Annotated in this window: 13 protein-coding genes; 6 read left to right on the plus strand and 7 right to left on the minus strand. The window is 58.7% G+C overall.

Going from position 1 to position 11,510, the window contains the following annotated elements:
• Positions 1-4: 4 nt before the first annotated feature.
• Both BMH52_RS25190 and BMH52_RS25195 read left to right on the plus strand, forming a co-directional pair.
• Positions 5-721 (plus strand): 2OG-Fe dioxygenase family protein, encoded by a 717-nt coding sequence (locus BMH52_RS25190; protein WP_072435539.1) that lies wholly within the window; start codon positions 5-7, stop codon positions 719-721.
• Positions 718-1,950 carry an MFS transporter gene (locus BMH52_RS25195; RefSeq protein ID WP_072435538.1) on the plus strand — a complete coding sequence of 411 codons (1,233 nt, stop codon included), beginning with the start codon at positions 718-720 and terminating at the stop codon, positions 1,948-1,950. The genes BMH52_RS25190 and BMH52_RS25195 overlap by 4 nt, the downstream gene beginning before the upstream one ends.
• A 106-nt stretch (positions 1,951-2,056) precedes the next feature.
• On the opposite strand, the gene BMH52_RS25200 is transcribed toward BMH52_RS25195, so the two are convergent.
• Together BMH52_RS25200 and soxR are read right to left on the minus strand one after the other, a co-directional pair.
• On the minus strand, positions 2,057-2,515 hold the full coding sequence (locus BMH52_RS25200; RefSeq protein ID WP_014717815.1) for a VOC family protein: 459 nt from the start codon (positions 2,513-2,515) through the stop codon (positions 2,057-2,059).
• A gap of 74 nt (positions 2,516-2,589) precedes the next feature.
• A complete protein-coding gene (soxR, locus tag BMH52_RS25205) occupies positions 2,590-3,045 on the minus strand; it encodes a redox-sensitive transcriptional activator SoxR (RefSeq protein WP_014717816.1) in 456 nt (151 codons plus the stop codon).
• Between the two features lie 99 nt (positions 3,046-3,144).
• Between soxR and BMH52_RS25210 the strand changes: the two genes are divergently transcribed.
• Positions 3,145-3,510 carry an antibiotic biosynthesis monooxygenase gene (locus tag BMH52_RS25210; RefSeq protein ID WP_019817256.1) on the plus strand — a complete coding sequence of 122 codons (366 nt, stop codon included), beginning with the start codon at positions 3,145-3,147 and terminating at the stop codon, positions 3,508-3,510.
• Here BMH52_RS25210 and BMH52_RS25215 read toward each other — a convergent pair.
• Positions 3,499-4,596 carry a sigma-54-dependent Fis family transcriptional regulator gene (locus BMH52_RS25215; RefSeq protein WP_019817255.1) on the minus strand — a complete coding sequence of 366 codons (1,098 nt, stop codon included), beginning with the start codon at positions 4,594-4,596 and terminating at the stop codon, positions 3,499-3,501. The genes BMH52_RS25210 and BMH52_RS25215 overlap by 12 nt on opposite strands.
• A gap of 267 nt (positions 4,597-4,863) precedes the next feature.
• Here BMH52_RS25215 and BMH52_RS25220 point away from each other — a divergent pair, with 267 nt between their 5' ends.
• From BMH52_RS25220 to BMH52_RS25230, 3 genes are all read left to right on the plus strand, one after another.
• Positions 4,864-5,130, plus strand: a complete 267-nt coding sequence (locus BMH52_RS25220) for a lipoprotein (RefSeq protein WP_032904559.1) — start codon at positions 4,864-4,866, stop codon at positions 5,128-5,130.
• A 232-nt stretch (positions 5,131-5,362) separates the two neighbouring features.
• Positions 5,363-6,523: a cysteine desulfurase family protein gene (locus tag BMH52_RS25225; protein WP_073845419.1), complete on the plus strand. Its 1,161-nt coding sequence runs from the start codon at positions 5,363-5,365 to the stop codon at positions 6,521-6,523.
• A 48-nt stretch (positions 6,524-6,571) separates the two neighbouring features.
• Positions 6,572-8,380 (plus strand): aminopeptidase P family protein, encoded by a 1,809-nt coding sequence (locus BMH52_RS25230; RefSeq protein WP_020301054.1) that lies wholly within the window; start codon positions 6,572-6,574, stop codon positions 8,378-8,380.
• Positions 8,381-8,418: 38 nt separating this feature from the next.
• Here BMH52_RS25230 and BMH52_RS25235 read toward each other — a convergent pair whose 3' ends face one another.
• From BMH52_RS25235 to rhtA, 4 genes are all read right to left on the minus strand, one after another.
• Positions 8,419-9,009 carry a 2-hydroxychromene-2-carboxylate isomerase gene (locus BMH52_RS25235; protein ID WP_032901924.1) on the minus strand — a complete coding sequence of 197 codons (591 nt, stop codon included), beginning with the start codon at positions 9,007-9,009 and terminating at the stop codon, positions 8,419-8,421.
• Positions 9,010-9,043: 34 nt separating this feature from the next.
• The gene (locus tag BMH52_RS25240) at positions 9,044-9,775 is read right to left on the minus strand and encodes an SDR family oxidoreductase (protein ID WP_014717823.1); all 732 of its coding nucleotides are present in this window, start codon (positions 9,773-9,775) and stop codon (positions 9,044-9,046) included.
• 98 nt (positions 9,776-9,873) lie between these two features.
• Positions 9,874-10,155, minus strand: coding sequence for a hypothetical protein (locus BMH52_RS25245; RefSeq protein WP_003190182.1), 282 nt, complete (start codon positions 10,153-10,155; stop codon positions 9,874-9,876).
• 163 nt (positions 10,156-10,318) lie between these two features.
• Positions 10,319-11,206 carry a threonine/homoserine exporter RhtA gene (rhtA, locus tag BMH52_RS25250; RefSeq protein ID WP_038449645.1) on the minus strand — a complete coding sequence of 296 codons (888 nt, stop codon included), beginning with the start codon at positions 11,204-11,206 and terminating at the stop codon, positions 10,319-10,321.
• Positions 11,207-11,510: the final 304 nt, after the last annotated feature.

Below are 11,510 nucleotides of genomic sequence, written 5' to 3' on the forward strand. Positions count from 1 at the left end.
CGATATGGACATCCCTCAGATCTCGGCGCTTTTGCGCGAACATCACTTCTGTCATCGCCCGGACTTTCGCGAACTGGTCAACGTTGAACCCGGTGAGGAACAAAGCTTTCGCGCGTATTGGGATAACCTGGTGCGCGACGAGGCGTTCAGGACTTACACCCACCGCGAACGGCGCATCTTGCGCTATCGTCTGTTACCGTCACGGCAATTGCAGATCGACAGGAATACGGCGTTCAAATCGCCGGTCACCTACGCGGTGAACTATCGCCAGGGCGTGAATCACCTGAGCTATAGCGAGGAGGGCTTTATCGAGCATCCCCTCATGCACAAGCTGCTGGCGACGGACCTCGCGGTGATTGCCCCGCACCTGGGCGAACAGACCTATACGATCGATATCCATCAGTTCCGGGTGCGGGCGGACGTGTCATCGAGCAGCCCGACCACATCGGGGATTCACCAGGACGGCCTGGATTGGGTGTTCATGCACTTTATTGGCGAATGCAACACGGTGCCGGTGGTGTCGGAGGTGTTTGCCGACGAAACGGAGCACAGCCGGCTACTGAAACTGCCGATGGAGAAATTTCTGGAGACTATCGTGATCAACGACCGTGGGTTCTACCATCGGGCCGGGGAGGTGCGACCGCGGGTAGAGACGGCACCGGCCTGGCGCGATGTGCTCTTGGTAAGCCTGCGCAGTGTCGAGGGGGCACAGCCTGCATGAGTCACGATCAACAACTGAATCTGTCGACCCGCAACGCTCGCCTGATCATCTTTGCCCGCGGTGTGTCGGATTTTGGCGCATTCCTTAACATGGTGGCGTTGTCCACTTATGTGTACTGGCTCAGCCAGAGCGTGGTGTTTGTCAGCATCTTCCTGGCGTGCCGGGTCACCGGCGGGATTGTCGCGAGCCTGTTTGGCATTCCGTTTTTCCGGCGGTTTGCCGGGCGTGGGACGTTGGCGGGGTTGGACCTGGCCCGGGCGCTGTTGCTGATGCCGCTGCTGGTGTTGTTACCGGCCCATCAACTTACCCTTCTTCCCTTTATCGCCTTCGGTATCGGCCTGTGCAATTCGCTGTTTGCCATTGGCCTCAACAGTCAGTTGCCCACTTGGGTCGCGCTTGAGCAGCGGGTGAATACCAACGCATGGATCACCTCGGCGGCCGCCACCGGCGCGGTCTTCGGCAGTTTGCTCTCCGGCTTGCTGATCGCCACGGGCGGATTTGAAGCGGTGTTTGCGGTCAACATCGGCACCTATGTGATTGCCGCTTGCCTGGTCTTGCCCTTGCGCGCGTTGTTTAGCGTTGCTGTTGCCGCGCATCGCGGACTCGCCGCCGAATGGCATGAGCTGACCAAGGGGTTGCGCGGTGCGCCGGTGCTGGCTGCGATGTTGCTGATCAGCATGTTAGACACCCTCGGCAGCGCGGCCCATAACGTCGGTTGGCCAGTGCTGTCGCAGTACATTTCACCGGACACGACCAAAACGGTCATGGGCTATCTGCTGGCCGTGTGGGCCTGTGGCAAGTTTGTTGGCGCGCGCATCGCCAGTGCAGTGTTGAAAGGTCGTGGCACCCAAGGCATGGAGCGCTTGTTCATGCTCGGTGTGGCGTTGATGTCCAGCGGCTTTATCCTGACATTCCAGCAGACCGAACTGTGGCTGGCGCTGTTGCTGGTGGTGTGGGCGGGGCTGGGCGATGGATTGTCCGAGGTGGCGTTGATCTCCCGTGCGCAAAGCGAGCCCGATAGCTTGCGCTTGCCGCTGTTCAGCCTCTTGACCCTGATCCAGATGGCCGGTTTTGGCGTGGGCATGCTGGTGGTCGGGCCGTTCTATGTTACGTGGACGCCGGCCCAGGTGATCGTGTTGTTCCATGGGCTGCCATTGACCGCCTTGTTGGTCATGACGATATGGCTGGGGCGCAATGCCTACCGGGGTGTCAGATCGACAAACCCTTGAAGTGTTCCAAACGCCACGCAGGCCTTTACTTTGCCGGAGCAGGCCGGTTGGAACCTGGGGCAAGGCGTGGCGTGTTGCAGGCGCGAGCAAGCTCACGCCCACAGGGTTAATGTTGCTTGAACATCTCCATGGCACGCTGGCGGATTTGCTCCTCGGTCAGGTCCTCCTTATGGGTGGCCAGGAACCACAGGTGCCCGAACGGATCCGTCACACTCGCCGAGCGATCCCCATAGAACTGATCCTGCGGCTCGGACACTGCGCTGGCGCCGGCATCAACCGCTTGTTTGAATTGTGCGTCCACATCATTCACATACAGGTGCAAACCGACACTGGGATGCGCGTCCGGATTGCGCAGGGCCGTTTCATCGCAGGGCGTGCCCAGCATGATCACCGCTTCGCCAATACGCAGCTCCGCATGGCCGACCCTGCCGTCGGGCATGTCCAGGCGCATGAACACTGAGGCGCCAAAGGCCTTCTTGTAGAACTCGATCGCCTTTGCGGCCTCGTTGATGCCCAGATAGGGGGTAATGCCGTGATAACCCTCGGGAATAGGTTTAACGCTCATAACGTTCTCCTTTGATTGTGGTTATGGGGTTACAGCCTTTTCACTATAGGTCACGTTGCATTGCGCAACTGGCTTTACCGATCAGCATCAGGCGTGGGCTCCAGCAACTGCGCACCAGGGCCACGCTCACCCAGCTGGTCATCGTGATTGCGCAGCGGGCACGCCTCCATCGACAGGCACCCGCACCCGATGCAACCATTGAGCTTGTCGCGCAGCAGCATCAGTTTGTTGATGCGCTCATCCAGATCTTCACGCCACAACGCCGACAGCCGTTCCCAGTCGTGAGCGTTCGGTGTGCGCCCATCGGGCAGGGCCCGCAAGGCCTCGCCAATGGTCGCCAGCGGAATGCCCAGACGTTGGGCGATTTTGATCAGCACCACCCGGCGCAGTACATCCCGTGGATATCGTCGTTGATTGCCGGCATTGCGATTGCTCTTGATCAGCCCTTTGGATTCGTAGAAGTGCAGCGCGGTGACCGCCACGCCGCTGCGAGCGGCCAACTGACCGACGCTGAGTTCGTTGCTGAGCATGTAAGGCTCCCAAACAGTGCTTGACCTCGACTTAACTAGAGGTTTTACCCTGCGTGGCATCGAATCGCAAGATTCTTCCTACAGAGAGAGGGGGTTTTCATGCAGGTATCAGAGAAGAGTCGCAGCTTCACTCAGCTGATCGAATTTCACATCGAACCCCGTCAGCAATCCGCCCTGGTGGCCGCCTTGACCACCCAGAGCGAGCGTCTGGCCGTGCGCCATGGCGGCTTCTTGAGTGCCAGCGTACAGGTCAGCGATGACGGACGCAGGGTGCTCAATTACTTGCAATGGCAATCGCGGGAAGAGGGTGAGGCGGCCTTCAAATGTTTTGAGCAGGGCGGCGAAGATTTCTGGACGCTGATCCGCGCCCACCGGGCCACGGCCGTGACCTTTGGCGCATTCCAGGTACTGCGCAGTTTTGAGCGCAGTCAGGACGATGCCTTGCACTGCCGACTAAATGGATAGGTGCAGCATCCGTTCGCCTTGCGCATTTTTCCCGGGCCTGCGCTTGTTGACCGCCAGTTCGCCGATCTTGATCAGGCGAGCGCGAGCGACGTTGCGGCTCAGTCCCAGCAAGGTGGCGGTGTGTACTTGGTTGTAGTGGCTGAAGTGATAAGCAGCGCGCAATAAGGCGTCCTCGACCTTTTCATGCAGGGCGCCGGACTGTTCCTCGAAGAGCCTTTGAAACGCCCGCGCCAGCAGGGCTTCTGCACAGGTATCGGTGTCGCTGTCGTTCTGGCGTTCGATGCGCAGGTTCGACAGGCGCAGGTCGTCGGGTTCGATCACAGCGTTGCGGCAGACCAGCAGGGTGTGATGAATCACGTTTTCCAGCTCACGGATATTACCCGGCCAGCTGTAGCGCTTGAGCTTGTGCTCGGCCTCGTGGCTCACGCTGATCGGACCGTAGCCCAGGCGCTGGCTGTAGGTTTGGATGAAGTGCCGGGTCAGCGGCAGGATATCGCCGGTACGTTCGCGCAGCGGGCTCAGTTCCAGGCTGACTACATTGAGGCGGTAGTAGAGGTCTTCACGGAAATGCCCGGCGTTGATGGCCTGTTCCAGTTGTACATTGGTGGCGGCCAGGACTCGCACATCGATTGCAATGCTTTTGCGCGAACCCAGGCGCACCACCTCACGCTCCTGTAGCACCCGCAGCAGTTTGACCTGGATGGCCATCGGCAAATCGCCGATCTCATCCAGAAACAAGGTGCCGCCGTCAGCCTCTTCGAACCAGCCGGCCTTGGCGCTGAGGGCACCGGTAAAGGCGCCTTTCTCATGGCCGAACAACTCGGCTTCCACTAGTGCTTGCGAAAAAGCCCCGCAGTTCACTGCCACGAAGGGCCGATTTCGCCGCGTACTGAGGTGGTGGATATGCCGCGCAACAAGCTCTTTGCCGGTGCCGGTTTCGCCGATGATCAGCACGCTGGCCTCGCTGGGGGCCACTTGCTGGATATGGTCGAGCAGGGCCTGGGACTTTGGGTCTTCGAAGACCTGGGCTGTGGCGCGGATCGAGGTCGCGAGGGCAGGCGAGGGCGGCAGGGTGAACAGCTGCATGGTGACCTCTCATGGGAATTCAAGCTTTGTTGAAGGGCTGTTGCCGGGTGGACAGTGGGCTGCGCGCAAGGTCTTTATAGAGGTATCGTCTTAATTCGTAAATGAAGGTGTTTCTATATTTATAGAACTTAAATGAATATAAAGGCGTTCCCCCTGTGGACGCCGATACGCGTGATAGCGACTATCACGGACGATGATTTTTCAGCGAGAAGGGGCGGGAGTAGCCTGTGTTCATTGACTCGAAACCATCTTCGCAGGGCCATCGCCATGAACCGTTTCCTCGCTGTTTCCCTTTTACTTGTCACCTCTGTCCTTGCGGGGTGTGCGACCCAGCCATCCCCGGAAATGCGCCCTTATACGGCCGAGGAAACCAAGCAGTTGGCTTTGGAGGCCCTGGGCCGTCGCGGCTTGTCGTTTGACGACTATCAACGCCAACGCGCCGCGTTGCTTGGCCAGCCAAAGCCCTTCGGCTTTGATCACCAGGGTGAAATGAACGCCGAGCGCAGCGTGGTTTTGCATGGTCGGCCCAGTTGAGCGCGCTTCATGCAGCAAAAAGCCCGAGGTTTCCCACAAGGAACCTCGGGCTTTTTGTTTGCCATGGGGCTACTTCAGCCTGTTAAGCTCAATTCCAGGAGCGTTCCTACGCACATTTAAATAAAGTTACCTTCTTTAATGGCATTCGATCGGTTAAACCTGACGACCTCTGTTCTGGTCGATGCCCCCCGAGACGCTGTTCTTGGGAATACGCTCTGCGAGTTTTAACCTCATGAATAAACGTCCGCTGTATTTCGACTACGCCGCCACCACGCCGGTGGATGAGCGAGTTATCCAGGTGATGGTCGAGTGTCTGGGTTTCGACGCCCACTTCGGCAACCCTGCGTCCAGTTCCCATGCATTCGGCCAAGCGGCCCGGCAGAAGGTTGAACAGGCGCGTGGCCAGGTGGCCGAGTTGGTGGTGGCCGAGCCCGAGCAGATAGTCTGGACCTCCGGTGCCACGGAATCCAACAACCTTGCGCTCAAGGGCGTGGCCCAGGCCCGTGGTGTGGCGGGTGGGCATATCATCACCAGCCAGATCGAACACAAGGCCACGCTGGACACCGCGCGGCAATTGCAGGAAGCCGGAGTGGCAGTGACTTACCTGGTACCGGATGCAGACGGCTTGATCAGCGTCGAAGCGGTCAGCGAAGCCTTGCGCGAGGATACCTTTCTTGTCTCGCTGATGCTGGTCAACAACGAACTGGGCACCCTCAACGATATCCCGGCCATTGGCGCGCGGGTACGTGAGCACGGCGCGTTGTTCCATGTGGACGCGGCGCAAGGGGCAGGCAAAGTGGCTATCGACCTGGCCCGGTGGCCGGTGGACTTGATGTCGTTCTCTGCTCACAAGCTGTATGGGCCCAAGGGTATTGGCGCGTTATATGTCGGGCCTCGGGCGCAGCAGAAGGTACTGGCGCAGATTCACGGGGGGGGCCACGAAGGCGGTTTGCGCTCCGGCACCCTGGCGACTCATCAGATTGCCGGCATGGGCGCGGCGTTTGCTCTGGCGGCGGCGTCTTTCGAGGATGAGAAGGCCACGATTGTCGCGCTGCGCCAGCGCTTGCTGGATCAGTTGGCGTCGGTTGCCGGCTTGCGTCTTAATGGCAGCCCAACCCAGCGTATTCCACACACATTGAGCCTTACCTTCAGCGAAGGCGAATTCAATTCAGCCGCATTGAGTTCAGGCATTGCCTTTTCCGCGACTTCAGCGTGCAATTCGGCCAGCAATGCGCCGTCCCATGTGCTTCTGGCCTTGGGGCATGACGCTCGCAGTGCCGCTCGCACTATTCGCTTGAGCCTGGGCAGGTTTACCACCGAACAGGATATCGACCAGGCCGCGCAGTTGATCAAGGCCGCATTGGCGAGTGCGCCAGCGTTCTGGGCAGTCTGATTTATCATCGCAATACATAACAATTATTAGTGGTTAGCAGGAGACACAATGAGTACGCAGCCTTTGACCCATGGAACGGTTCCCCAGCGCCTGGCGCACACCCGTGAACTGATGCGCCGCGAAGGCATTCATGCCTTGCTGGTGCCATCGGCGGACCCGCATTTGTCCGAATATTTGCCGGGTTACTGGCAAGGGCGCCAGTGGTTGTCCGGTTTTCATGGCTCGGTGGGCACTCTGATCGTCACGGCGGAGTTCGCCGGGGTCTGGGCGGATAGCCGTTATTGGGAACAGGCGACCAAGGAGCTCAAGGGCAGCGGTATCGAGCTGGTGAAGCTGCAACCGGGTCAGCCCGGGCCGCTGGAGTGGCTGGCCGAGCAAACCCCTGAGGGTGGCGTGGTGGCGGTGGACGGTGCGGTCATGGCCGTGGCCTCGGCACGTACCCTGGGTGGCAAATTGGCCGAGCGTGGCGCGCGTCTGCGTACCGATATCGATGTGCTCGATGAAGTCTGGCAAGACCGCCCAGCGTTGCCGAACCAGCCGATCTATCAGCATCTGCCGCCCCAAGCCACCGTCAGTCGTGGCGAGAAACTGGCCGCCTTGCGTGCCAGTTTGAAAGACAAGGGCGCCGATTGGCATTTCATCGCGACGCTGGATGACATCGCCTGGCTATTCAACCTGCGCGGCGCTGATGTGTCGTTCAATCCGGTGTTTGTGTCCTTTGCCTTGATCAATCAGCAACAGGCCACTTTGTTTGTGGCGTTGGGCAAGGTCGATGCGCAACTGCGGGCGGTGCTTGAGCAGGATGGCGTGACCCTGCGTGATTACAGCGAGGTGGCGCAAGCGCTGCGAGCGGTACCGGCGGGCGCAAGTTTGCAAGTAGACCCTGCCCGCGTCACCGCCGGCTTGCTGGAAAACCTCGACGCGGGCGTCAAGCTGGTTGAAGGCCTCAACCCCACCACACTGGCTAAATCCCGCAAGAGCCTGGCGGATGCGGAACATATCCGCCAAGCCATGGAGCAGGATGGTGCGGCGCTGTGCGAATTCTTTGCCTGGCTCGACAGCGCCCTGGGTCGCGAGCGCATTACCGAACTGACGATTGACGAACACCTGACCGCTGCACGTACTCGCCGCCCAGGCTATGTATCGCTAAGTTTCAACACCATTGCCGCCTTCAACGCCAACGGCGCGATGCCGCATTACCACGCCACCGAAGAAGAGCATGCGCTGATCGAAGGTGATGGCTTGCTGTTGATCGACTCGGGCGGCCAATACCTGGGCGGAACCACGGACATCACGCGGATGGTGCCTATCGGTACACCGAGTGAGGAGCAGAAACGCGATTGCACGCGGGTGCTCAAGGGTGTGATTGCTCTGTCCCGTGCGCAGTTCCCCAAGGGCATTCTTTCACCGTTGCTGGATGCCATTGCCCGTGCGCCGATATGGGCAGAAGGCGTGGACTACGGTCACGGCACAGGCCACGGCGTGGGTTATTTCCTCAACGTACATGAAGGTCCGCAGGTCATTGCCTATCAGGCTGCTGCGGCGCCACAAACGGCGATGCAGCCAGGGATGATTACTTCAATTGAACCGGGTACTTATCGCCCTGGCCGTTGGGGCGTGCGCATTGAGAACCTGGTGTTGAACCGTGAAGCGGGCAAGACCGAGTTTGGCGAATTCCTCAAGTTCGAAACCCTGACCCTGTGCCCAATTGATACCCGCTGCCTGGTGCCGTCGTTGCTCACGGCGGATGAGCGTGAATGGTTCAACGCGTATCACGCCCAGGTGCGTGAGCGTTTGAGCCCGCTGCTCAATGGTGCAGCGCTTGAATGGTTGCAGGTGCGCACTGCGGCGATTTGATCGGTTGCAGCCAAGGCATTGCCGGCTGCAATCAACACCTAGCTGAGGGCTTCACGCACAAAGTCCAGGCGGTCCTGGCCGAAGAACAGCTGGTTTCCTACAAAGAAACTGGGAGCGCCGAACACGCCGCGCTTAATGGCTTGTTCGGTTTTGTCCTTGAGAGCGTCCTTGACGGCTGCATCATTGGACAGGGCCAGTACCTGCTCGGGATCGAACCCCTGTTCGGTGAGCACATTGGCCACGACCTCTGGGTCGCCCAGGTGACGGCCTTCCACCCAGAGTGCGCGGAACAGGCAGTCGATGAAGTCGAGGAAGCGCTCAGGCTGGTGGATTTGAATGCCGGTGACGGCGCGCATCAGCACCAAGGTATTGATGGGAAAGTGCGGGTTGAACCTGAGCGGCACGTTGTAGCGTTTGGCGTAACGCGCCAGGTCATCGAGCATATAGCGCCCCTTGGCGGGCACCATGATCGGCGAGGCATTGCCCGTGGCCTTGAATACACCGCCCAACAGCATCGGTTGATACACCACCTGTGCGCCGGTTTTAGCGCACAGCGCCGGCAACTGGGTATAGGCCAGGTAAGTGGCGGGGCTGCCGAGATCAAAGAAGAACTCCAGGGTTTTACTCATGGTCTGTACTCACTGCTTATTGTTATAGAGGGAGTCACCAGGTTTCATTCCAGGGGCGCAGGTCCAGTTCGAACGTCCAGGCGTCCCGTGGCTGGCGATGCAGGAACCAGTAGTTGTCGGCAATATGGTCAGGGTTGAGGAGGGCGTCCTGATCCTTGAGTGCGTATTTTTGCGGGAAGTTCTCGCGAATGAAGTCGGTATCGATGGCACCGTCCACCACCACATGGGCGACATGGATGTTCATCGGGCCTAACTCCCGCGCCATGCTTTGTGCCAGGGCGCGTATCCCATGCTTGGCGCCGGCGAAGGCGGCAAACCCCGCGCTTCCGCGCAAGCCGGCGGTGGCTCCGGTGAACAGGATAGTGCCGCGGTTACGCGTGACCATGCGCTTGGCGACTTCCCGTGCGTTCAGGAAGCCGGAGAAGCACGCCATCTCCCATATCTTGAAGTACTTGCGTGCGGTTTCTTCCAGAATGCTGCAAGGCACATTGGCGCCGATGTTGAAGACGAACGCTTCAATAGGTCCCAGCTCGGTTTCGATTTGCTCGACCAGTGCGATCACGTCCTCTTCTTTACGTGCATCACAGGCAAAACCATGGGCTTCACCGCCCGCCAACTGAATGCTGTCTACCAGGGGCTGCAGTTTGTCGGCGCTGCGACGGGTGACGCAGGCGATGTAGCCTTCGCGGGCAAAGCGTTTGGCTATGGCGCCGCCGGTCGCGTCACCGGCACCCACTACTAATACGATTTTCTTGTTGTGCGGCATGGGAACTCCATTGGCTCGATGGTCGAGCAGGAGTTTAGCCTTCGTGCCGCAACTGGCCTGAATTTAAGATGAGCAGTCAGGAAAGACTGCTCGGGCAGCTATTTGCAGATGACGATCATACTGCGGCTGGTATAGCCGGCAGGGTTGAGGCCGAAAGGATAGTCCCCAGGCTCTTCGGAGTTATCGCCGGATTTGGCTATCACCCGGTAGCCCTTGGCACCGCATGAGTTGGCTGCACTGGTGTAGCACTGGTCCCAGGAGGAGGACAGGCCTGAACAGTTGATATGCAGCCCTTTTTTTCCCCGTTTCACTTCTGTTTTTGTGGTTGCAGCACAGCCAGCGATGCCCACAACCAGCAACAGTATCAAAATTCGTTTCATTCCCATCCTTAATAGCCGCCCTGCAAAAGAACAGAGCCGCTTTACTCGCTCTCGAGCGAAGCGTTCATGCTGTCCGTGTCGAAATTCTCCATGAATGACATTCGGTTACGGCCTAAACATGGCCTAAATGAGCGGCAAATACCAGAGCTGGCTTTAAAGATGATCAGTCGGCAGGCACCAGTGGTTTGGATTCGTTGCGCATCGTCAACGTCGCGCCTACGCTAGCCAGGATAATGCAGGTGATGGCCAGCCATTGGGCCAGGGATAGATGCTCATGCAGAAAGAACAGGCCGGAGAGGGCGCCGAACGCCGGTTCGATACTCATCAACGTGCCGAATGTGCGAGCGGGAAGGCGAGTCAGTGCGACCATCTCCAAGGTGTAGGGCAAGGCGGTGGACAGAATTGCGACGCCAATGGCGATAGGGATCAGGGCGGGCGTCAGCAGCGCGGCGCCCGCATGCACGATGCCGATCGGTGCTACGAACAGGGCCGCAATCATCACGCCGAGTGCAGCGGTCTGAACACCATTGTCGTTCCCAGCCTTTTGGCCGAACAAAATATAGAGGGCCCAGCATCCGCCTGCGCCCAGTGCGTAAGCCGCGCCGACCCAGTCGATACCGCTACTGGCCTCGCCCATCGGAATTAACAGCAGCAGGCCGATGATCGCCAGGGCAATCCACAGGAAGTCGACAGCTCTGCGCGAGGCATAGATAGCGACGGCAAGCGGGCCTGTGAATTCGAGTGCTACTGCAATCCCCAGCGGTACGGTACGAAGGGACATATAGAAGAGGAAGTTCATGCCGCCCAGCGCCATCCCGTAAATGATCACCGTGCGCAAGGACTTGGCCGTCAGCGTGGCGCGCCATGGGCGTAATAGCACCAGCATGATCACACTGGCGAAAATCAAACGCAGAGCAGTGGTGCCTTGTGCGCCAACAATAGGAAACATGCTTTTGGCCAATGACGCACCGGATTGGATGGACGCCATGGCGATCAATAGCAGGCCGATCGGAAACAATGCGGATGCCAGGCTGCGAGGAGGGGTGGTCATTGCGGGAGTTCTTCCGAAGTCATGATCGATAAATATGTGGCGCTATGATGCTTAACTGTCAATGAATGAGCAATATATTGCTCAAATACTGACTCATAGCTATCTATATAGTGGAAGTATCGGGTTTTTGAGGGTTTTGATAGAAAAACCGAATAATTGGGTTGACGGCAGATTCTGGAAGCCTATAATTCGCCCCACTTCCGGCGCAGTCGAAACGGAAAACTCCTTGGTAAACAATGAGTTATGCAGTTCTCGGCGGCAAGTTGCTTCAGTTCATCGAAGCTAAAAGGAAGTTGAAAAAGAG

The organism is Pseudomonas sp. BTN1 (genome assembly GCF_001907715.1).
Lineage (GTDB): Bacteria > Pseudomonadota > Gammaproteobacteria > Pseudomonadales > Pseudomonadaceae > Aquipseudomonas > Aquipseudomonas paracarnis.

Excerpts from the sequence above, each read along its gene's own strand:
- BMH52_RS25220 (WP_032904559.1), top strand. The coding sequence starts at position 4,864 with ATGAACCGTTTCCTCGCTGTTTCCCTTTTACTTGTCACCTCTGTCCTT.
- rhtA (WP_038449645.1), bottom strand. The coding sequence starts at position 11,206 with ATGACCACCCCTCCTCGCAGCCTGGCATCCGCATTGTTTCCGATCGGC.
- BMH52_RS25225 (WP_073845419.1), top strand. The coding sequence starts at position 5,363 with ATGAATAAACGTCCGCTGTATTTCGACTACGCCGCCACCACGCCGGTG.
- BMH52_RS25210 (WP_019817256.1), top strand. The coding sequence starts at position 3,145 with ATGCAGGTATCAGAGAAGAGTCGCAGCTTCACTCAGCTGATCGAATTT.
- BMH52_RS25240 (WP_014717823.1), bottom strand. The coding sequence starts at position 9,775 with ATGCCGCACAACAAGAAAATCGTATTAGTAGTGGGTGCCGGTGACGCG.
- BMH52_RS25200 (WP_014717815.1), bottom strand. The coding sequence starts at position 2,515 with ATGAGCGTTAAACCTATTCCCGAGGGTTATCACGGCATTACCCCCTAT.
- soxR (WP_014717816.1), bottom strand. The coding sequence starts at position 3,045 with ATGCTCAGCAACGAACTCAGCGTCGGTCAGTTGGCCGCTCGCAGCGGC.
- BMH52_RS25195 (WP_072435538.1), top strand. The coding sequence starts at position 718 with ATGAGTCACGATCAACAACTGAATCTGTCGACCCGCAACGCTCGCCTG.
- BMH52_RS25235 (WP_032901924.1), bottom strand. The coding sequence starts at position 9,009 with ATGAGTAAAACCCTGGAGTTCTTCTTTGATCTCGGCAGCCCCGCCACT.
- BMH52_RS25245 (WP_003190182.1), bottom strand. The coding sequence starts at position 10,155 with ATGAAACGAATTTTGATACTGTTGCTGGTTGTGGGCATCGCTGGCTGT.
- BMH52_RS25190 (WP_072435539.1), top strand. The coding sequence starts at position 5 with ATGGACATCCCTCAGATCTCGGCGCTTTTGCGCGAACATCACTTCTGT.
- BMH52_RS25230 (WP_020301054.1), top strand. The coding sequence starts at position 6,572 with ATGAGTACGCAGCCTTTGACCCATGGAACGGTTCCCCAGCGCCTGGCG.
- BMH52_RS25215 (WP_019817255.1), bottom strand. The coding sequence starts at position 4,596 with ATGCAGCTGTTCACCCTGCCGCCCTCGCCTGCCCTCGCGACCTCGATC.